General features: G+C 41.3%; 23 protein-coding genes. 7 read left to right on the top strand and 16 right to left on the bottom strand.

Going from position 1 to position 19,193, the window contains the following annotated elements; genetic code table 11:
- Positions 1-86: 86 nt before the first annotated feature.
- The 10 genes from pdxJ to rpoE all read right to left on the bottom strand — a co-directional run bounded on the left by pdxJ (position 87) and on the right by rpoE (position 8,717).
- Entirely contained in the window at positions 87-818 is a 732-nt protein-coding gene (gene pdxJ / locus SJY38_RS02830) for a pyridoxine 5'-phosphate synthase (protein ID WP_377109269.1), read from the bottom strand.
- 21 nt (positions 819-839) lie between these two features.
- On the bottom strand, positions 840-1,532 hold the full coding sequence (gene recO / locus SJY38_RS02825; RefSeq protein WP_024033080.1) for a DNA repair protein RecO: 693 nt from the start codon (positions 1,530-1,532) through the stop codon (positions 840-842).
- Between the two features lie 20 nt (positions 1,533-1,552).
- On the bottom strand, positions 1,553-2,485 hold the full coding sequence (gene era / locus SJY38_RS02820) for a GTPase Era (RefSeq protein WP_004586229.1): 933 nt from the start codon (positions 2,483-2,485) through the stop codon (positions 1,553-1,555).
- A complete protein-coding gene (rnc, locus tag SJY38_RS02815; protein WP_004586228.1) occupies positions 2,475-3,152 on the bottom strand; it encodes a ribonuclease III in 678 nt (225 codons plus the stop codon). The genes era and rnc overlap by 11 nt, the downstream gene beginning before the upstream one ends.
- 2 nt (positions 3,153-3,154) lie before the next feature.
- The gene (gene lepB / locus SJY38_RS02810) at positions 3,155-4,090 is read right to left on the bottom strand and encodes a signal peptidase I (RefSeq protein ID WP_064385224.1); all 936 of its coding nucleotides are present in this window, start codon (positions 4,088-4,090) and stop codon (positions 3,155-3,157) included.
- Positions 4,091-4,106: 16 nt separating this feature from the next.
- Positions 4,107-5,894, bottom strand: coding sequence for a translation elongation factor 4 (gene lepA, locus SJY38_RS02805; RefSeq protein WP_377109268.1), 1,788 nt, complete (start codon positions 5,892-5,894; stop codon positions 4,107-4,109).
- Between the two features lie 189 nt (positions 5,895-6,083).
- The gene (locus tag SJY38_RS02800; protein ID WP_377109267.1) at positions 6,084-6,533 is read right to left on the bottom strand and encodes a SoxR reducing system RseC family protein; all 450 of its coding nucleotides are present in this window, start codon (positions 6,531-6,533) and stop codon (positions 6,084-6,086) included.
- A 19-nt stretch (positions 6,534-6,552) separates the two neighbouring features.
- Positions 6,553-7,503 carry a MucB/RseB C-terminal domain-containing protein gene (locus SJY38_RS02795; RefSeq protein ID WP_273587472.1) on the bottom strand — a complete coding sequence of 317 codons (951 nt, stop codon included), beginning with the start codon at positions 7,501-7,503 and terminating at the stop codon, positions 6,553-6,555.
- A 4-nt stretch (positions 7,504-7,507) separates the two neighbouring features.
- On the bottom strand, positions 7,508-8,134 hold the full coding sequence (locus SJY38_RS02790; RefSeq protein WP_273588793.1) for a sigma-E factor negative regulatory protein: 627 nt from the start codon (positions 8,132-8,134) through the stop codon (positions 7,508-7,510).
- 1 nt (position 8,135) lies between these two features.
- Positions 8,136-8,717, bottom strand: a complete 582-nt coding sequence (rpoE, locus tag SJY38_RS02785; RefSeq protein WP_004586222.1) for an RNA polymerase sigma factor RpoE — start codon at positions 8,715-8,717, stop codon at positions 8,136-8,138.
- Positions 8,718-8,962: 245 nt separating this feature from the next.
- Here rpoE and nadB point away from each other — a divergent pair, with 245 nt between their 5' ends.
- A complete protein-coding gene (nadB, locus tag SJY38_RS02780) occupies positions 8,963-10,573 on the top strand; it encodes an L-aspartate oxidase (protein WP_377109266.1) in 1,611 nt (536 codons plus the stop codon).
- Here the strand turns inward: nadB and SJY38_RS02775 are convergent.
- Together SJY38_RS02775 and SJY38_RS02770 are read right to left on the bottom strand one after the other, a co-directional pair.
- Positions 10,548-10,967 carry a hypothetical protein gene (locus SJY38_RS02775; protein WP_085065394.1) on the bottom strand — a complete coding sequence of 140 codons (420 nt, stop codon included), beginning with the start codon at positions 10,965-10,967 and terminating at the stop codon, positions 10,548-10,550. The genes nadB and SJY38_RS02775 overlap by 26 nt on opposite strands.
- Positions 10,960-11,211 carry a succinate dehydrogenase assembly factor 2 gene (locus SJY38_RS02770; RefSeq protein WP_004586219.1) on the bottom strand — a complete coding sequence of 84 codons (252 nt, stop codon included), beginning with the start codon at positions 11,209-11,211 and terminating at the stop codon, positions 10,960-10,962. Before SJY38_RS02770 ends, SJY38_RS02775 begins: the two co-directional genes overlap by 8 nt.
- Before the next feature lie 162 nt (positions 11,212-11,373).
- On the opposite strand from SJY38_RS02770, the gene SJY38_RS02765 reads away from it, so the two are divergent.
- Together SJY38_RS02765 and SJY38_RS02760 are read left to right on the top strand one after the other, a co-directional pair.
- On the top strand, positions 11,374-12,285 hold the full coding sequence (locus tag SJY38_RS02765; protein ID WP_256851215.1) for a folate-binding protein YgfZ: 912 nt from the start codon (positions 11,374-11,376) through the stop codon (positions 12,283-12,285).
- 12 nt (positions 12,286-12,297) lie between these two features.
- Entirely contained in the window at positions 12,298-12,783 is a 486-nt protein-coding gene (locus tag SJY38_RS02760; RefSeq protein ID WP_004586217.1) for a peptidylprolyl isomerase, read from the top strand.
- Between the two features lie 43 nt (positions 12,784-12,826).
- On the opposite strand, the gene SJY38_RS02755 is transcribed toward SJY38_RS02760, so the two are convergent.
- The 3 genes from SJY38_RS02755 to SJY38_RS02745 form a co-directional block, all read right to left on the bottom strand.
- A complete protein-coding gene (locus SJY38_RS02755) occupies positions 12,827-13,315 on the bottom strand; it encodes a hypothetical protein (RefSeq protein WP_004586216.1) in 489 nt (162 codons plus the stop codon).
- 16 nt (positions 13,316-13,331) lie between these two features.
- The gene (locus SJY38_RS02750) at positions 13,332-14,111 is read right to left on the bottom strand and encodes a DUF481 domain-containing protein (protein WP_377110193.1); all 780 of its coding nucleotides are present in this window, start codon (positions 14,109-14,111) and stop codon (positions 13,332-13,334) included.
- A 66-nt stretch (positions 14,112-14,177) separates the two neighbouring features.
- Positions 14,178-14,507, bottom strand: a complete 330-nt coding sequence (locus SJY38_RS02745; protein ID WP_004586214.1) for an HI1450 family dsDNA-mimic protein — start codon at positions 14,505-14,507, stop codon at positions 14,178-14,180.
- A 249-nt stretch (positions 14,508-14,756) separates the two neighbouring features.
- On the opposite strand from SJY38_RS02745, the gene SJY38_RS02740 reads away from it, so the two are divergent.
- The 4 genes from SJY38_RS02740 to SJY38_RS02725 all read left to right on the top strand — a co-directional run bounded on the left by SJY38_RS02740 (position 14,757) and on the right by SJY38_RS02725 (position 17,557).
- Complete coding sequence (locus tag SJY38_RS02740; RefSeq protein WP_096041279.1) at positions 14,757-15,548, top strand: crotonase/enoyl-CoA hydratase family protein; 792 nt, start codon at positions 14,757-14,759, stop codon at positions 15,546-15,548.
- Between the two features lie 72 nt (positions 15,549-15,620).
- Complete coding sequence (locus SJY38_RS02735; protein WP_004586211.1) at positions 15,621-15,974, top strand: CidA/LrgA family protein; 354 nt, start codon at positions 15,621-15,623, stop codon at positions 15,972-15,974.
- Positions 15,967-16,686: an LrgB family protein gene (locus SJY38_RS02730; RefSeq protein WP_377109265.1), complete on the top strand. Its 720-nt coding sequence runs from the start codon at positions 15,967-15,969 to the stop codon at positions 16,684-16,686. Before SJY38_RS02735 ends, SJY38_RS02730 begins: the two co-directional genes overlap by 8 nt.
- A 37-nt stretch (positions 16,687-16,723) precedes the next feature.
- Positions 16,724-17,557 (top strand): mechanosensitive ion channel family protein, encoded by an 834-nt coding sequence (locus SJY38_RS02725; protein WP_029774567.1) that lies wholly within the window; start codon positions 16,724-16,726, stop codon positions 17,555-17,557.
- A 42-nt stretch (positions 17,558-17,599) separates the two neighbouring features.
- Here SJY38_RS02725 and SJY38_RS02720 read toward each other — a convergent pair whose 3' ends face one another.
- Positions 17,600-18,952: a magnesium transporter gene (locus SJY38_RS02720; protein ID WP_024033089.1), complete on the bottom strand. Its 1,353-nt coding sequence runs from the start codon at positions 18,950-18,952 to the stop codon at positions 17,600-17,602.
- Positions 18,953-19,193 lie beyond the last annotated feature (241 nt).

Raw genomic sequence — 19,193 nt, 5'->3', positions numbered from 1 at the left:
GCGCAGACAATGCGCTTTTAACAGGTTTTAATACCATTTTACTTAATTAAGTATTTCTATGAAATGGTGCCACCGTGGGGTTAAATTTATAACCTTGCCTCAATCATGAGGCGTTTCATGTCGCGTACTGCTTTTTCAAGGCCATCAATAGCTGCGCGCGCAATAATAGCGTGGCCAATGTTAAGCTCATAAATTTCAGGCATTGCAGCAATTGGTTTTACGTTATGATAATGAAGGCCATGCCCTGCATTTACAATTAAGCCTAAGCTCGCCGCGTATTTTACACCCTCTCGTATGTGCTCAAGCTCTTTGTGTAAATCTTCATCATTAGTGGCATCTGCATACGCGCCGGTATGAATTTCTACATACGGTGCACCACACGCTTTAGCTGCATCTAACTGTGCTTTATCGGCATCAATAAATAATGACACTTTAATACCCGCATCAGTCAGTGTTTTAGTGGCTGCTTTAATTTTATCTACGTTACCAGCCACATCTAGGCCGCCTTCGGTCGTAAGCTCTTCACGTTTTTCAGGTACTAAACATACGTACTCAGGCTGTACTTCAAGGGCAATGTTAATCATTTCATCTGTAACCGCTGTTTCAAGATTCATACGCGTTTGAATCGTTTTAGCCATTACGTATACATCGCGGTCTTGAATATGGCGACGGTCTTCACGCAAATGAATAGTAATACCATCTGCACCGGCGTGCTCTGCCACACTGGCTGCATGTGCTGGGTCTGGGTATGATGTGCCACGCGCTTGGCGAAGCGTTGCAATATGATCAACGTTTACGCCTAAAAGAATGTCTTTCATTTTGTTACCTGTAAAATATGTTTATTGAGAGGCCATAAATAATTCACGGCTTTTTAATGGTTTATTACCCAGTAAAGGTTTTAGTAAATAACGGCTTAATTGTTTTGCCATATAGAGTACATCGCTTTGGCTAAAATCATGATTAGCAATCGCTTTGAGCTGCGCGCCGCTAAACCCTGAGCGCGTATCTTGTTGCATCAAAAAACCCAACTCAGGAAAGTAACTATACGTTTGTCTTTCATCAATTGGCTCACCACTGGCATCAAAGCTAAAGTCGACGCCATAGCCCAACAACTCTAATAGTTGAAATTCGTATGAGCGCAGCACCGATTGTAAATCGACATCGCTATTTAAGTTCTCTAGGTGAGTTTTGTAGAGCTCAAACACTTGTTCAAGTGGCTCGTTTACCGGCACAATGCGGTTAGTCAGCTCATTTAAATAAAAGCCACAGTAAAGCTTATCCTTTGTTAAATATAAAGGATTACCATGTAGCTCAAATTTATTAATGTATTTTAAATCGTACTTGCCACTGTAATGAACAAGCAGTGCCTGAAAAGGCTGTAATTGTGCTTTGTGTTTAGTGGCCTGGCGACCACTCACTCTGGCTAGCATTCTAAGCTGGCCTACGCCTTCTACCAGCATATCGAGCATTACTTGGGAGTCGCTATAAGGACGCCGATGTAATAGGTACGCTGTGTAGAAGTCGCTATCCATATTAGTTGGTTAAATGCAGGTTAATCTTCGCCATAGCCTAAACTTCTTAAGGCACGTTCATCATCTGCCCAACCCGATTTAACTTTAACCCAAAGCTCTAAAAACACTTTGTTATCGAGCATTTCTTCAAGGTCTTTACGGGCTTCACGGCCAATCACTTTAAGCTTTTCGCCTTTGTTACCTATTACCATGCGTTTTTGGGTTTCACGCTCAACAAGAATTAACCCATTGATATGCCAAACACCGTTTTCTTGCCATTTAAACTGCTCAATTTCTACAGTAACAGAATACGGCAGCTCTTCACCCATAAAGCGCATTAGCTTTTCACGAATAACTTCTGCCGCCATAAAACGCATTGAGCGGTCGGTTACATAGTCATCAGGAAAGTAAAATTCGCACGGTGGTAAGCGTTTAGTCACTTCGGCTTTAATTAAATCAACGTTTTTACCTTGCGTTGCCGATACCGGCATAATGCCCACAAAATCAAATTTGTCGCCAAGCATCTTCATATGCGGTAATACTAAATCGCGGTCTTTTACTTGGTCTATTTTATTAATAACAAGTAAAACAGGCTTACCACTTTGCGATACTTTATTAAGTACCATTTCGTCATCGGCATTCCAGTGAGTGCCCTCAACAACAAAAATAATAAGCTCTACATCACCAATTGAACTCGATGCAGCACGGTTCATTAAGCGGTTAATAGCGCGCTTTTCTTCAACGTGTAAGCCCGGCGTATCAATATAAACAGCTTGGTGTTGCCCTTCTGTATGAATACCCATAATACGGTGGCGAGTTGTTTGTGGCTTGCGCGAGGTAATACTTACTTTTTGCTCAATGATTTCATTAAGCAATGTTGATTTACCTACATTAGGGCGGCCAACAATGGCAACCATGCCACAAAACGTATCAATATCACCTTCATGAGGCTGTATTAAGGTATCAAGATTCATTTTTTAGTATCTTCAATGCTTTTTCGGCAGCTTTTTGTTCGGCTTTACGGCGCGAGCTACCAACAGAAATAATGCTATCCATACCTTCAACTATACATTCAACCGTGAACGTTTGATTGTGCGCTTGACCTTTGGTATCAACAACGGTGTAGCCCGGTAAAGATAACTTACGCGCTTGTAGATACTCTTGCAGCAGGGTCTTAGGATCTTTTTGATTAAGCCCTGGTGAAATAGCATCAAGTCGAGATTCGTACCACGCTAAAATCAGCTCGCCACAGCGGTCTATGTTTGAGTCTAAAAACACAGCCCCTATAATGGCTTCTACAGCATCAGCTAATGTTGATTCACGACGAAAACCACCGCTTTTTAACTCACCCGGCCCAAGGCGCAAGTAGTCACCTAAACCAAACTCTAGCCCAAATTCAGCAAGTGTTTGGCCACGCACAAGCGTAGAGCGCATACGGCTTAAATCGCCTTCACGCGCTTTTGGAAATTTGTCGTACAAAGCATTGGCAATAACAAAGCTCAAAATTGAATCGCCTAAAAACTCTAAGCGTTCGTTGTGTTGACCTTTATGACTGCGGTGCGTCATTGCCTGTTCAAGTAAACCTTGATCAGCAAATTCGTAGCCAATTCGTTTATATAATTCTGTTACATTTTTTTTCATTGTTACTGAATATTACCTAGGCGTTCAAAACGAACACCAGTTGGAACCCATCCTGGTAAAACATCATCTGGGCCATTCTCAAATTCAAAACTCATCCATATAAAGACAGCTTTACCCACCAAGTTTTCTTTTGGTACAAAGCCCCAAAAGCGACTATCTTGGCTGTTGTCGCGGTTATCACCCATCATAAAATAATGATCAGCTGGTACAGTCCATTCATCCGAAGGAGTCCCTGGTTGCTGATAGTAACGCCCTTTACGTTCAGGTGCGCGTGGGTTGATTAAAATGTCGTGCTTGAGTGTCGTTAAATCTTCATTTACTCGGGCAAGCGACATTTGGCCTTGTTTAAACTCATTATCGTTAATTAATTTAAAATCAATTTTATTAAACTCATTACAAAGTAGGTCACCCTGCTGGGTCTCGCCTTCTTTACAATTAGGTTGAATATATAAACGCTTATCACGATAAACAATTTTATCGCCCGGTAAACCAATAGCACGTTTTATATAATCTACTCGCTCATCTAACGGGTATTTAAAAACAACAATATCGCCGCGTTCAGGCTCGCCTATATCTACAAGCTGGCTACGCCATACCGGGTCTTTAATCCCGTACGAGTACTTTTGTACTAAAATAAAGTCGCCCACCAACAGGGTTGGCATCATTGAACCTGACGGTATTTGAAAAGGCTCAAAAATAAACGACCTAAAAATAGTAATAGCTGCAATCATCGGAAAAATCGATTTTGCAGTTTCTGTAATTGCCGGCTCAGGTGCAATTAACGCCGCTGTTTCTTCATCAAGCTGGCCACCGGCAGATGTTTGGGCAAGCGCCAAACGCTCTTGCCTTTTTGGCGCATACATTAGGTGGTCAATTAACCATATTAAACCTGAGCCTAACGTTAATAACACCAATAAAACTGAGAAATAACCAGCCATCTATAATCCTTTGTTTTTATTTACCAACTTTCAAAATAGCTAGAAACGCTTCTTGCGGTACTTCTACGTTACCCAATTGCTTCATTCGTTTTTTACCATCTTTTTGCTTTTGCAGTAGCTTTTTCTTACGACTCACGTCACCACCGTAACACTTAGCGATTACATTTTTACGTAATTGCTTAACCGTGGTACGGGCAATAACATGTTGTCCTATTGCAGCTTGAATCGCAATATCAAACATTTGGCGCGGAATAAGCTCTTTTAACGCATCAGCAAGTTGGCGGCCGCGTGATTGTGCACTGTCGCGGTGAACAATTATAGCGAGTGCATCAACACGTTCACCATTGATAAGTATATCAACACGTACCATGTCTGATGTTTGAAAGTGCTTAAAGTTGTAATCAAGCGATGCAAAACCACGACTGGTTGACTTTAATTTATCAAAAAAGTCCATAACCACTTCAGCCATAGGTAGCTCATAAGTTACAGCGACTTGTTTGCCGTGATAACTCATTTTAGTTTGCATACCACGTTTTTCTACACACAAAGTAATAACGCTACCTAAAAACTCTTGCGGTACAAGTATGTTTGCCTCTACTACTGGTTCGCGTATTTCAACAATATCATTAACCGCCGGTAAGTCAGACGGGTTATCAATTTGACTCGTACCTTCTTTGGTTACTACTTCGTAGATTACAGTAGGTGCCGTGGTAATTAAATCAATATCGTATTCACGCTCTAAACGCTCTTGAATAATTTCCATGTGTAGCATACCTAAAAAGCCACAGCGGAAACCAAAACCCAGTGCTGTTGAATTTTCAGGTTCAAAAAATAACGACGCATCATTTAAGCTTAGTTTATTAAGTGCATCGCGAAACGATTCATAATCATCAGAGGCAATTGGGAACATACCTGCATATACTTGCGGCTTAATTTTTTGAAAGCCTGGTAAACGCCCTGGTGCCGCATTTTTTTGATGCGTAATCGTATCGCCCACTGGGGCGCCGTGTATTTCTTTAATACCGGCAATAACAAACCCTACTTCGCCGGTACGTAAAATACCTGTGTTGGTTTGTTTAGGGGTAAAAATACCCACGTGATCAGCTGTATGTACTTGCTCGTTCGACATTATTTTTATTTTGTCGCCGGCACGTAGTTCACCGTGCTTAATACGCACTAGTGATACAACACCTTGGTATGGGTCAAACCACGAGTCAATAATAAGCGCCTGCAAAGGTTGATCTTTTTCACCTACCGGTGGTGGGATATCCTTTACAATCATTTCAAGTACTTCAGCAATACCAACACCAGTTTTTGCACTACATTGCACAGCATCTAGGGCATCAATACCAATAATGTCTTCAATTTCTTCTGCTACACGAAGCGGATCGGCTTGCGGTAAATCTATTTTATTTAAAACAGGGATTACTTCTAAATCCATTTCGATGGCGGTATAACAGTTTGCCAGCGTTTGTGCTTCAACACCTTGTCCGGCATCAACAACTAAAAGCGCACCTTCACATGCCGCTAAAGAGCGAGAAACTTCATAAGTAAAGTCAACGTGCCCTGGTGTATCGATAAAGTTAAGTTGGTAGGTTTCGCCATCGTTAGCTGTGTAGTTAAGCGTTACACTTTGCGCTTTAATGGTAATACCGCGCTCACGCTCGATGTCCATTGAATCTAACACTTGCTTTTGCATTTCGCGGTCTGTTAAGCCACCACAAACCTGGATCAAACGATCTGAAAGGGTCGATTTACCATGGTCAATATGGGCGATGATCGAAAAATTACGGATATGCTTCATAAACTGGATTCTAAACTTCTATTTTAATAGGCTAAGTACGAACACCTGAGTGACTTGAAAATACTTATTGGGTATAAGTGCTATATAAATGGCTAAATGCGCTTTAGATAATCAAATTTTTGATTGCCTTTTTACCCTGTATTTCCAAGTTACTCTGGTATAAAACGGCAATTTTACATTTAATTGGCCTCAATCACCATCTATTTGCGTTAAAGGAAGGCTAATTGGATGAATTTTTATCACTTTTACATCATGCCTGAGTGTTTTTACTTTGCTTTTAGCTAAAAAGTAACCACCTACACCGCCCAAAGCGGCGAATAATATTTGCCATCCCTGCGCTAAAAGTAGTAATTCGGCACTAATAAATGCAAGCGTTAATCCTAAAAATAAAGGCAGCATGTATACAGCAAAAGCATGTTTGACTAAATGCGAATCATCTAATGAGAGCGTTACTTTTTGGCCCACTTCTACAGGAATATCAAATTGATATGGAAAGGTTTTTTTATCGCTACCAAAGAGTTTGGCAAAGACTTGCGAGCCACAGCGACCATTACACCCTTCGCAGGCTTTTTTTTGCTGGGCTTCTAAGTGGGCAGTGGTGCCATCTAGGGCAACCACTGTAAGTGTTTGTTCAATCATAACAACCCTTACGAATTGTTTATAATGCGCGAGTCACTGACTCAGCAATTGCCTTTGCGGTTTGGCTTGGCACATTACCAACAACGGATACATCAAAGTTTCCGCCATTATGCACATAAATTGTCGTTGCGCCAGAAGTTAATGATCCGCTTAAGCGGCGACCTGGTAGGGGGCGCTGTACAAAAACAGAAATTTCCACAAACCCATCAGAATATAAATAATAGTCAGTAAGTTCGTTATTTAAATCAAGTTTATGGCGGTCTGATTTTAGTAATTTAAAGCCATTAGGTAACCAACCAATGCGCCAGTTTGTGGCATTACTTTTTTCACCTTCCAGTGCGTTACCTGGTAACGGCGTTGGAAAATTACGGTTGAGCACTTCTAAAATCATCGGTGCTGGTTGCTCTGTTACGCTAATATGGGTTAACTGTAGCTGTTCTAATGCTTCACCTTTGTGGTTAACATAAGCGGCTTTTAATAACAGCGATGACTCTGTATCAAGCCAAATCCAATAGTTATATTTGTATTCATCTTTTGATTCTATTCTCACCAGTTGCGCCGCTCGCCCTGCAATACGGCCTTTACCACCTAGCACAAAATCATATTGGCTGCTTAGCGCTTCAATATCTTTAAATAATACTTCAGGTATTGGCCCAGCAATGGAGTCTGTATTTATAGAATATGGCTGCGATTGCGGTTCAAAGTAGGTTACTTGGTCGTTAATTCTCACCATTTCTAAGCCCGCGCCATTAAGTAAACTTAAATGCTCAAGCTCTGTTTCACCTTGCTTTGCATGCACCCAACGGTAAGGTTCCATGGCTTTACCCTTTACCACCACAAAAGAGGCGTCAAAATTACGGGTATGCACTGCATTCGCCATGTTTAGTAATAAATCTTTGGCGGGATTTGTGTCGTTAGCAAAAACATTAAAGCTTAATACTAACGACAGAACAAAAGTGATTACTTTCATTTAATTAGTTTTTTTCCTCTTGCGCTTTGTCACTATTTTGCGCTGTTTGCAAAGAGTGTGCAACACGTGCTTGACGTTGATGCTCTAAAACTAACGCGCCAATGCGTTGTTGCTGTAATTCGCGTAAACCTTGCTCAGCGTTTTCAAGAGCAGGTTCTGATGAATAACTCACCGGCGACGCCATACCTGTTAATGGGGTAGTTTGTAAAAGCGGAATTTCGCTTTCTTGCTCGCCCGCACCTTGCGGCAAGGTATTTACGCCAACAATGGCAAACATAGCTACGCTTGCAGCAATAGCAAGTTGTGCAACCGGCTTGCGCCAATTAAACGCCACTACTTTGTTATCTTGCTGCGCTTCACTGTGCTCGGTATCGGATGCGTTATTTGTTGTCGATTGGGTGAAATCGGCATACACAGGCTCACTTTCAAGTGCTAAGGCGATGTTATCGCTTATATCGATGTGTATGTCGTTGTTATTTTTTTGAGCACGCATCGCATCACCAATTAGCGCATATCGACCAAACGTAGCAACATCCTGATCAGAAATTTTACCCTCTGCAAGGTGTTGTTCGCCGTCAAGTAATGCTGATAACGTTTCGCTATCCAACTTGTTAACGTGTGCTTTTGTCATACTAAGACTCGCCTATTAATGGGTTTAATTTATTATCTATTGCTTCTCGGGCTCTAAAAATACGCGAACGTACTGTCCCAACAGGGCAATCCATTACCACGGCTATTTCTTCATAGCTCATCCCTTCGATTTCTCTTAGGGTAATCGCGGTTTTAAGGTCTTCAGGCAAACTATCAATCGTATTAAAAATAACAGCGCGTACTTCGTCGCTTAACAGTAAATTTTCAGGCGATGCGTTTGAACGCATCGAATCCGCACCGTCATAAAACTCCGCATCTTCAGCGTCTATATCGTTTGCTGGCGGTTTACGGCCCTGAGCTACTAAATAATTTTTAGCACAATTAACGGCAATACGGTATAACCACGTATAAAAGGCACTATCACCTCTAAAGTTTGGAAGTGCACGGTAGGCCTTAATAAATGCCTCTTGTGCTACATCTGCAATATCGCCTTGGTTAGACACATAACGTGAAATTAACCCTGCAATTTTGTTCTGATACTTCTTTACTAATAGGTTGAAGGCGTTTTTGTCTCCTTGCTGGACCCTTTTTACAAGCGCTAAATCTAATTCCTGCTCGCTCATTCGAGCCGGTACTCCTCTGTTTGATTCTTGCTGGTTATTCATAGTGTCGCCATTGTTCACAAATACTCTGACCTCTTTATGAATAAAAAGTTCTGCTTAATATTATTTTTTTATAAAATAGTCGTAAATAACGGCGCTAAGCCATTAAAATCACTACGTAGTAATATGACAAATATGATACAACTACATTATTAAAAACAAATATTGCTCTAATTTGAGCATTGTAACCGCAAAGTACCTCTGACATGAACCAAAATAAACATCATATTGCTGATGTCGCTATTATCGGTAGCGGCGCGGCGGGCTTATCTCTTGCATTGTCTTTAGCTAACTATTGTAATGTTACTGTGATCAGTAAAGGCGCCCTCACCGAAGGCTCTACACTGTATGCACAAGGCGGGATTGCCGCAGTATTTGATAAAAAAAACGACAGCATAGAATCACATGTTGAAGATACCCTTGATGCCGGCGGTGGTTTATGTGACCGAGAAGCTGTGCATTATACTGCAAGTAATGCGCATCAGTGTTTACAATGGCTCATTGAGCAAGGCGTTCCTTTTGATATGGAGTTTGATAGCAAAGGAAAAGAGCGCTTTCATTTAACCCGCGAAGGCGGACACAGCCATCGCCGTATTTTACATGCAGCTGATGCCACTGGTAGGGCCGTACAAACCACGTTAATTAGCCAAGTTAAAGCGCATAAAAACATTACCTTGCTCGAGCAATACAACGCCATCGACTTGATTAGTGATAAGAGTTTAGGTAAGCCGGGTTCGCATATTCATGGCATGTACGTGTGGAATAAAAAAGCAAAAAAAGTAGAAACTATTTCCGCTAAATTTGTAGCGCTCGCAACAGGGGGGGCAAGCAAGGTGTATTTGTACACTTCAAACCCTGATGTATCTAGCGGTGACGGTATTGCCATGGCGTGGCGTGCAGGCTGTAGGGTAGCCAATATGGAATTTAACCAATTTCACCCCACTAGCCTTTATCATCCAGAGCTACAAAACTTCTTAATTACCGAAGCTATGCGCGGTGAAGGAGCGTATTTAAAGCGCCCCGACGGCACTCGCTTTATGAAAGACTTTGACGATAGAGAAGAGCTGGCACCGCGCGACATAGTAGCCCGTGCTATCGACTTTGAAATGAAGCGTTTAGGTGCAAATTGTGTATACCTAGATATTAGCCACAAAGATAAAGACTTTATCATTGAGCACTTCCCTACTATTTACGCAAAGTGTTTAAGTGTAGGGCTTGATATAACCAAAGAAGCCATCCCGGTTGTTCCTGCCGCGCATTATACGTGTGGCGGTGTAATGAGCGACTTTAACGGTAAAACCGATTTAGCTAACCTATATGCTGTAGGCGAAGTAGCCTACACGGGTTTGCACGGCGCTAACCGTATGGCGAGCAATTCATTATTAGAGTGCATTGTATTTGCTCACGCTGCCGCAAAAGATATTTTAAGTAAACTTGAGCATGCGCCAGCACCACTTGCGCTGCCAAGCTGGGATGAAAGCCGAGTCAGTAATTCTGATGAAGAAATTGTTATTACCCATAACTGGCACGAACTTCGGTTATTTATGTGGGATTATGTAGGCATTGTGCGCTCAACTAAACGCCTAGAGCGAGCACTACACCGTGTTGAGTTATTACAACAAGAAATACATGATTATTACGCAAACTTTAGAGTAAGTAATAACTTATTGGAGCTTCGTAATTTAGTACAAGTAGCCGAGCTGATAATTAGAAGTGCAATGCAGCGTAAAGAAAGCCGCGGCCTTCACTATACAATTGACTACCCTGAGCAAAATGAAAACCCAACACCCACTATTTTGATTCCACCTCGCCATTAATGGCAATCAATGCTGCGCGCTTTAAACGTGCGTAGCTTTGCTTATTTACGCCATTAGCTGAAATAATAAGCCATTGGCGTTTATTAAAACCTTTAATGTGTAACCACACACTGGTATTTAATATTTTTGTTTTAGGGGTTATTTGCCCCTGAACTTTTAAACTTTCGTTTTCGAAGCGTATTTGCTTAGGCTCTAAAATAATAACGCCACTTTCAGGGTGAATGGCCACTATTTTTTGCCATACCCAGCAAAGCGCAATTGCATTTACAGTTATACAAACAACAATGCTAAAAAAAGAGCTTAAATAAAGCCCCAATACCACACTTAATAAGCAGAAAAACAGCACCACTGGCCGCTGTTCTGCTTTATTATTTACTACTGTAAACCTATACACGAACTCGGTCTAAAATTAGCGATACCATGGTATTAAGCTCAGCATCTTTACATTCTTCATGGCCCATAAACCATGCAAATAAATCAGGGTCTTCTTGGGTTAGCAAACGCTGAAATACAGCCTGTTGCTGTGCATTTAACGAATCATACGCCTGCTCTACAAATGGCATAAACAAAACATCTAACTCTAACATGCCGCGGCGACAAGCCCAGCGTATACGTGCTTTACTATGAATTTCAGTCATTTTAAACCTCATACTTAATTGTCCCGAGTTTAACAAATACCCGCCTAATTAGCAGCTATTAATCTGTGTTCAAATAATAAAAAACTGCCCGCCTTCGTTGCTGTACCCTAGGTTATAACTGCGTTATTATGTCTACTCATTTGTATTGCACAGAAGGTTTTTATGTCGAGCGTTTATGCATGTCCGTTATCTCACCAACTTATTAGCCTAACCGGTGCGGATAAATTGTCTTATCTTCACGGACAAATCACTCAAGATCTCAATAAACTATCTAACAGCAATTATTTATGGGCTGGTCACTGCAGTGCCAAAGGCAAGTTGTGGGGTGTATTTAAATTATTTTCTCACCAAGATAGCTACTACTTAGCAGGTTCACAGCCTGAGGTAGAGAAGTCGCTCAGTGAGCTAAAAAAATACGCTGTGTTTGCCAAAGTAGATATTGATGTTTCTACGAACAGATTAATCGGGTTGATCAGTGACGATTTAACCCCAGTGCTAGAAAAACTTGATATTCGTTTTTCTGATGACCAAACGGCCTGTGATTTCCCAAGTGGTAAAGCCCTTAAGTTAGCGCCAAATCGCGTTTTACTAATGGTTGATAGCCAATTTAGTATGCCAGATGATGTCTCTACATTAGATAACTGCGCACTATGGCAAGAAGCCGCTATAAAAGCGGGCGAGCCACAATTAAATAGTGACGCCATTGGCGAATACGTACCACAAATGGTAAACCTTCAAGCGATTAACGGCATTAGTTTTAAAAAAGGCTGTTACACCGGCCAAGAAACGGTTGCCCGTATGAAGTACCTAGGTAAAAACAAACGCGCTATGTATATTGTTACAGGTAAAAGCGATGGCCTACTTGAAGAGCCTGAGCTTGAAACCCAAGTGGGCGAAAACTGGCGCCGCGCTGGTAAACTAATTGCCCAAAGCTATAACGAAAATAGCCAAACCATATTTGGCCTTGTTGTGCTGCCAAACGATACACCAAGTACACACGTACTTCGTGCAAAGCACACCCCTCAGGTAGAGCTAAGCATTCTGCCTCTACCTTACTCTCTTGAAGATGAATAAATAGGAATGACTATGATCGTTGCACCAAACACAGTAGTAAAAATGCATTATTCAGTACTGGATAACGATGGCAATACCATTGATAACTCTTTTGATGGCGAGCCACTGGTTTTTATTATTGGCACAGGCTACTTAATCCCAGGGCTTGAAAATGCACTCCAAGGCAAGCAAGCCGGTGATACATTAAATGTAAAAGTAGAACCTGAAGAAGGCTACGGCGAACGTCACGATAACCTAATGCAAGCGGTGCCTAAGTCGATGTTTGATGGCATGGAGATTGAAGTGGGTATGCAATTTAGAGCGTCAACTGATGATGGTGATCAATCTGTGATGATTATCGAGATTCAAGATGAAGATGTTATAGTTGATGGCAACCACCCGCTTTCGGGTATTACCCTTAATTTTGATGTAGAAATTTTAGAGGTGCGCGAAGCAACCGAAGAAGAGCTTGCGCACGGCCACGTGCACGGTGAAGGCGGTTGTGGTCACGATCACTAATCATACCGCCGTTTATAAAAAAAAGCGCCTAAGGCGCTTTTTTTTATAACATATTGTTGTAGGTCGCGGTTTTTATTGGCGCCGGTTCCTCTAAAGGGGTTTCACTGGGTGTTATTTTACCCTCAAGCGCACGTAATAAGCCTTGCTGATCGTTTGTTCCCACTCGGTACTTAGTACCGTCTTTTAAGGTTAACTGTAGCGCGCTAAACCCGGATACAGAATACACCCACCCATCATGCGTAATACGAATACCAATACCATGGCGGTAAGAGTTTTGCACCGCTTTAGCCTCTACTATGTCAGCTAGTGCTAATCTTTGCCCCGCAACGCCAGGGCCAAAAGCCCAACTAATTGTTTGCTCGTCAACTTTTACAGTTAAGCCATGAAACAAAAAGCCGACTAAAACCAATACACCGGCAAATACCATTAATGGCACATCGGCGCCCATTAAGTTCCAGGCTAGCGCCACAAAGCCGCCTATCCATGCTAAAACAAAAAATATAAACACCGCATATTGTTTATGCTGATACATAACGCTCTCTTTATTATTAAAAACTGTACACCAACGTGGCGCTTAATTCTGAGTCGTATTTAAGGTTATCGTCTTCAGGTTTTGAATTATAACGATACATGTAGGCAAACTTTAACGATACCGCACCTATGACTTGGCTAATCAAAGCGGTTTCTGACTTCAAACGCGAATTTAACCCCGACAAAGACTGCTCAATACTCACATCTTGATTAAAGCGCGTGCGCTTTGATACCAAACGCTCCCACTGCATTGCAATACGTACTAAATAACCAGTTTTGTTTTCATCTTCTTCGCTTACCTCTGATTCATCATCAGCGACAGAGCGATATAAGCCTGGGCCAATATCAATATCTACTTTATTTTTTACACCTTGGTAAACTCTGGCACCATAGCCTGTAGCCACTGTACTTTTGTAATCTAGGCCACTAAATTTATCTTCTTCGTAGTCACCGTAAATAAAAAATGAAGAGTTTTTAACGCCCACTTTGTAGTTACCCTGTGCAGAGACAAAAATACGGTCTGCCGTTACATCGGTTTGCCCTGTATCGTCGTTCTGATCTCGTTTATACAAGGTGTCTAATTTAAATTGGTTACGCCAATTTTCGAAGTCTTGGTATAAATTCCCTCTAAACTTAAAGCTGGTAGAGTTAGTATTACCCTTACTTAAAATCAAGCCAAATTCCGTATCGCCATAGAGCATTTCGCCTTTATGTAGCTCGTGAATTTCTTCATCAGAGAGTTGTCCATATTCATGAAAGTCTTCAAATGGATCAACAGCCCAACAGCGGCTGCTCATTATTAAAAACACGAATAGTAAATACTTATGCACGGTAAACTCTCTTGCACATACAAACAAAACTGCTTACTCAGCGTGCTCTGTTTCTTTCCACAAAATATGACAAAACGGCGCGTCTTTATCACGGCTAATTAAAATTTTTGCAAATAACACATCTTCGTTTTCAAACTCTAACCCCACTAGCACTTGCACAAATAACTCCGGCTCTATTTCAAGTGCTACAAAGTCTTGCCATTGCTCATCAGGCTCGCCTTCTTCAATAAACCCAAGCTCTTCTCGGTATTCGTTAAAGTCTTCAACATCTTGTTCGCTAAGATTATTTGGCGCCAGCTCTAAAAAAATATCGTACGCTTGATGGGTAACTTCTTCTTCGCTATATAAACGTGGGCCTGACATGGGTAAAACCTCAATGCATTTTAAGTGCGCACATAATATCAAAACTCATCTGTGTTTTGAGAAAAAACAGCTAAAAATAATGACTTTTTTGTTACCAGCTCATGCGCGGTTAAGCTTAAATAAGATTCAAAGTGCTTTGACTAAAAAAGTTAAAAATAATTCAATTTATTTTTTATTATAAAACAAACCGTTACTTTACTTAGTAAGGCGTACATCATAAGCTCAAACACATAACAATAGGAGAGCGCAATGATAAAACTAGAAATACAACAAGGCATTGCTAACGTTATTTTAAGCCGCGCAGAAAAACAAAATGCACTGAGCTTTGATATGTTCATGCAATTAAACAGCACTATTAAACGTATAAAAAAAGATAAAAGTGTTCGCGCCGTAGTGATAAAAGGTGATGGTGAGCATTTTTGCTCAGGGCTTGATGTGGCTGCAGTGATGGCCTCACCATTAAATATTGGTAGGCTGTTGCTAAAATGGCTACCTGGCAATCAAAACCTAGCGCAAAAAGTGGTACTGGGCTGGCAATCGTTAAGCGTACCTGTGATTGCGCAAATAAACGGAAATTGTTTAGGGGGTGGGCTACAAATAGCGTTGGGCGCCGACTACAGAATTGTTGATACCCACGCAAAACTGGCCATTATGGAAGCGCGTTGGGGGTTATGCCCCGATATGGGCGCTAATGTAGTGCTTGCTGGTTTATTAAAGCGCGACCAAGCACTGTGGCTGGCAAGCCACGCCAATCCTATTAGTGCACACACGGCCTACGAGCTGGGGTTAGTCACAGAGCTTACAGACAATACCGAACAGGCCACGCAGCGCATGTTAAATATATTACGTGAACGCTCCCCCGATACACTGGCAGCGATAAAGCGCGTTACTCAAAAAAGCTACACAACAAACCAACGACAAATTTTAGCTAAAGAAACGTTTAGCCAAATTCGCTTGTTACTCAATCCTAATACTAAAAAAGCAATTGCCAAAGCAAAAGGGAAAACAGATATAAGCTATGCAAATTCAAAGCGCTGGTAAGACTAAATTAGCATTTAATAATAGTGCGTATTTGCTAACGTTAATTTCTTTCTATATTAATGAGCCATTATCATGAAGTACTTGCTTAGCAGTGCAATTATTTTACTGTGCTTAGGGTGTGCTAAATTAATAATGCACTTAATTGGTGGCAGCTTCCCTGCACCGCTCCTTGGCATGGTTATTTTACTGAGTTTATTACTGTTAGGTGTAGTGAAAGAGCACCATATTAAACCCTCGGCCTCTCCTATTTTAAATATTATGCCAATATTTTTTATACCCGCGGGGGTAGGATTTATCGAGCACATTGCACTTATTAAGCTGCATTGGCCCTATTTGGTTTTGGTTATTTTGCTCGTCCCTGCCAGTACGCTTTTACTGGTAAGCAGCGTTGTTGGCTATGTTAAAGGTAAAAATAACAATGACTGAGCTGCACCTTACGCTATGGTACTTAACAACTCCCGCTATTATGTTGCTGTTTTTATTATTAAGAGCGTTTAATAAACACTGGCAGCACAGCATAGTAAAGTCGCTCACCAACCCGGTGTTTTTAAGTATTGCGATTATTGCCTTAGTGCTTGTTAATTTAAAATTACCTTATGCTGATTTTTCTAGGCATAGCCAACTACTTAGTTGGCTATTAGAGCCTGCTATAGTGGCACTGGCCTTACCTTTGTATCAGCAGTTTATACATGTAAGAAAAAATCTACTGTTAATAGTAAGCACCTGTAGCTTAGGTATTATTAACGCCACTGTGGTGGCTTTTATTTTAAGTATTTTATTTGATGTACCCGCCAATTTAAGCGCCTCCGTAGCTGCATTAAGTGTAACTACGCCTATTTCATTAATAGTTACTGAGTCCTTAGGGGGGATTAGCTCTCTTGCCGCAGCATTAGTTATATTTATTGGCTTACTAGGTGCACTCTTTGGGTTAATGCTCATTAAGTGGATAGGTGTTAATAACCAGCAAGCTCAAGGAATAGCAATGGGAACTGCGTGCCATGCTATAGGCACCTCAGCAGCACTGGACGAGCACCCAAAAATAGGCGCGTTTTCCTCGGTTGCTATGGCTTTAAGCGCATTATTAACCGCCATAATAGTCCCCGTGCTATATCCTTTTTTAGTCAACACTTTGCTATAGTTAGCAAAAAATAATTACGCAATATAAAGAGCCCACTATGATCAGTTCTGAAATAGAACAATTTGAAAAATACTACACCATGCTCACTGAGTATTTAGTTACCTACAGCATGCAAATTGTGGGTGCCGTTTTTATTCTTATACTAGGTTTGTGGGTTGCTAAAAAACTCTCAAATTTAGTCGCTAAATTGATGGCTCGTCACAATGTCGATATCACGCTTACCAGCTTTGTCAGTAACGTGGTAAAAGTATTGCTTATTGTGATGGTTGTAGTGATAGCGCTTGGCAAAATAGGCATTAGTGTTACCCCCTTTGTAGCGGCTATAGGTGCTGCTTCTCTGGGTGCGGGTTTAGCCTTACAAGGAATGCTTTCAAACTATGGCGCAGGCCTTGCTATTATTGCCACGCGCCCTTTTGTGGTAGGCGATACCATTGAAGTAAAAGGAGTCAGCGGCCAAGTAAAAACAATTGAGCTGGGTTACACCATTTTAATTGATGAAGAAAAAGTAGAAATCACTATTCCTAACAAGCACATAGTGGGTGAAATTATTCACAACTCGTTTAGCTACTCGTTAGTTAAAGGAGAAATAGACATAGCTTATACTGCCTGCGCTGATACCGCTGTTAGCCTTATTGAAGAAGTGTTAAAGGCTCATGATCAGGTGGCTCAAAACCCTATTTCTCAAGTAGGCATAGAGCGCTTTGCCGATAGCGGCGTAACCATTAGTTATCGCTATTGGGTGCCTACAACCAAAATAATAGAAACCAAGCTTGCTATTAACGCAGGCGTTTATAAAGCCATTAATAGCGCTGAGATAGAAATACCCTTTCCGCAGCGGGTGGTTACTATTAAAGAACGCGACCTTTCTTAATAAAAAACAAAGCCGCTTAATGCGGCTTTGTTGTTTTATAGCTTAAAGCAGTAATAAACTGCCTAACCCTAAAAAGGTCACAAACCCAACTATATCGGTAACCGTGGTTAATATTACCGAGCCAGAAAGCGCAGGGTCTATTTTCATTTTGTCTAAAATAGACGGTATAACAACCCCAGCTAACGACGCAGCCACTAAGTTAAGCAATATAGCAACGGTAATTGTAATGCTTAGCATTATGTCGCTAAACCAAACAAAGGTGAGCGCGCCAATCACTAATGCCCACACTAAGCCGTTCACCGCCCCCACCCGTAGCTCCTTTTTTAAAAGTGCATTGCGGTTAGAGTCGGTTACCTGGCCAAGCGCTAAACCGCGCACTATTACCGTTAAAGTTTGACTCCCGGCGATTCCGCCCATAGAGGCCACCACAGGCATAAGTACCGCCAGTGCCACAACCTGCTCTATTGTTGCGCCAAATAAGCCAATAAACCAAGATGCTAAAAACGCAGTGGCTAAATTTATACCCAGCCAAATTCCCCGGTTTTTAGCACTTTTTCTTACACTGGCAAACAGGTCTTCGTCTTCGCGTAAACCACCAGCTTTGGCAGCAGCTTCGTCGGCAATTTCTTGGCGTAGTTCGTATGCCGAGCTAATGGTTAAACGCCCGACTAATTTGTTATCGGTATTAACCACCGGCATGGCCATTTTTTCACTGTGAATAACCACTTCTGCCGCTTCGTATAAATCATCATCAGCATGCAATGATGAAAAATCATAGTTTGCCAGCGCCAATAGGTTATCGCCTTCATCGGCTTTTATTAAATCATTTACTGCAAGTTCACCTATTAGGCTGCCTTGGCGGCTAACTAAATACACAACTTCGCTGTATTGCGGCAAACCTTTGTGCAGTAATTTTTTAACGCCTGCAATTGTTGCTTTTTCAGTTATTTTTAGAAAGTCGAAACCAACCCAGTGACCTAATTGCTCAGGCGGATACTGCTGAGCAAGATCATATTGTTTCGTTTGTGCTTCATCGAGTTGCTTTTTAGCATAATCAACAAAGCGCTCAGGAATAACCTCTTCAAGCTCAAGTAATTCTTCAACATTCACTTCATCTAATAGCGCGTATGCCTCGCTATCATCTAAGGTTTGTAGTAACCATAAGCAGCTGTCATCGCTCAGGGTGACGAATATTTCATGCTGCGTGTCTTTATCTAATAGCTGCCAAATTTCTAGACGCTGTTCTTTTGGGATGGCTTCAAAAAGTAGCGATAGGTGCTCAGTAGATAAATTAAGCTGTGCATCGGCTAAAAGCTGACTTTTTTGCGTGTGTGTTTCGCATTGTAATAAATCGTTTATTAGCTGCGGTAGTTGGTCGACTGGATACTCAATCATCTTGAAACCTTAAATTTAAAAATGCACATTGCTTATAGTTTACTTGAACAATAAAAAATTGCAGAAAAAACCTAAACTTATTAAGACGCTTTAAGCTTTGATGGTTGAAACTGCGCTCATTATTTTTGCGCATTGTAGGGGCAAAAACATCAGCGATACTACTGTTTATTTTAAAAATTAAAAAAGAAATTATTGGCCTTATTTTTAACCAAAAAAAGCCCATAACGCTAAGCTGTTATGG

Origin of the sequence: Pseudoalteromonas sp. R86517 (assembly GCF_042466295.1) — a bacterium.
Taxonomy (GTDB): Bacteria; Pseudomonadota; Gammaproteobacteria; order Enterobacterales; family Alteromonadaceae; genus Pseudoalteromonas; species Pseudoalteromonas atlantica.
Note: the sequence above shows the minus strand (reverse complement) of the source record. Positions and strands in the feature narration are given on the sequence as shown.

Excerpts from the sequence above, each read along its gene's own strand:
- pdxJ (WP_377109269.1), bottom strand. The coding sequence starts at position 818 with ATGAAAGACATTCTTTTAGGCGTAAACGTTGATCATATTGCAACGCTT.
- recO (WP_024033080.1), bottom strand. The coding sequence starts at position 1,532 with ATGGATAGCGACTTCTACACAGCGTACCTATTACATCGGCGTCCTTAT.
- era (WP_004586229.1), bottom strand. The coding sequence starts at position 2,485 with ATGAATCTTGATACCTTAATACAGCCTCATGAAGGTGATATTGATACG.
- rnc (WP_004586228.1), bottom strand. The coding sequence starts at position 3,152 with ATGAAAAAAAATGTAACAGAATTATATAAACGAATTGGCTACGAATTT.
- lepB (WP_064385224.1), bottom strand. The coding sequence starts at position 4,090 with ATGGCTGGTTATTTCTCAGTTTTATTGGTGTTATTAACGTTAGGCTCA.
- lepA (WP_377109268.1), bottom strand. The coding sequence starts at position 5,894 with ATGAAGCATATCCGTAATTTTTCGATCATCGCCCATATTGACCATGGT.
- SJY38_RS02800 (WP_377109267.1), bottom strand. The coding sequence starts at position 6,533 with ATGATTGAACAAACACTTACAGTGGTTGCCCTAGATGGCACCACTGCC.
- SJY38_RS02795 (WP_273587472.1), bottom strand. The coding sequence starts at position 7,503 with ATGAAAGTAATCACTTTTGTTCTGTCGTTAGTATTAAGCTTTAATGTT.
- SJY38_RS02790 (WP_273588793.1), bottom strand. The coding sequence starts at position 8,134 with ATGACAAAAGCACACGTTAACAAGTTGGATAGCGAAACGTTATCAGCA.
- rpoE (WP_004586222.1), bottom strand. The coding sequence starts at position 8,717 with ATGAGCGAGCAGGAATTAGATTTAGCGCTTGTAAAAAGGGTCCAGCAA.
- nadB (WP_377109266.1), top strand. The coding sequence starts at position 8,963 with ATGAACCAAAATAAACATCATATTGCTGATGTCGCTATTATCGGTAGC.
- SJY38_RS02770 (WP_004586219.1), bottom strand. The coding sequence starts at position 11,211 with ATGACTGAAATTCATAGTAAAGCACGTATACGCTGGGCTTGTCGCCGC.
- SJY38_RS02765 (WP_256851215.1), top strand. The coding sequence starts at position 11,374 with ATGTCGAGCGTTTATGCATGTCCGTTATCTCACCAACTTATTAGCCTA.
- SJY38_RS02760 (WP_004586217.1), top strand. The coding sequence starts at position 12,298 with ATGATCGTTGCACCAAACACAGTAGTAAAAATGCATTATTCAGTACTG.
- SJY38_RS02755 (WP_004586216.1), bottom strand. The coding sequence starts at position 13,315 with ATGTATCAGCATAAACAATATGCGGTGTTTATATTTTTTGTTTTAGCA.
- SJY38_RS02750 (WP_377110193.1), bottom strand. The coding sequence starts at position 14,111 with ATGAGCAGCCGCTGTTGGGCTGTTGATCCATTTGAAGACTTTCATGAA.
- SJY38_RS02745 (WP_004586214.1), bottom strand. The coding sequence starts at position 14,507 with ATGTCAGGCCCACGTTTATATAGCGAAGAAGAAGTTACCCATCAAGCG.
- SJY38_RS02740 (WP_096041279.1), top strand. The coding sequence starts at position 14,757 with ATGATAAAACTAGAAATACAACAAGGCATTGCTAACGTTATTTTAAGC.
- SJY38_RS02735 (WP_004586211.1), top strand. The coding sequence starts at position 15,621 with ATGAAGTACTTGCTTAGCAGTGCAATTATTTTACTGTGCTTAGGGTGT.
- SJY38_RS02730 (WP_377109265.1), top strand. The coding sequence starts at position 15,967 with ATGACTGAGCTGCACCTTACGCTATGGTACTTAACAACTCCCGCTATT.
- SJY38_RS02725 (WP_029774567.1), top strand. The coding sequence starts at position 16,724 with ATGATCAGTTCTGAAATAGAACAATTTGAAAAATACTACACCATGCTC.
- SJY38_RS02720 (WP_024033089.1), bottom strand. The coding sequence starts at position 18,952 with ATGATTGAGTATCCAGTCGACCAACTACCGCAGCTAATAAACGATTTA.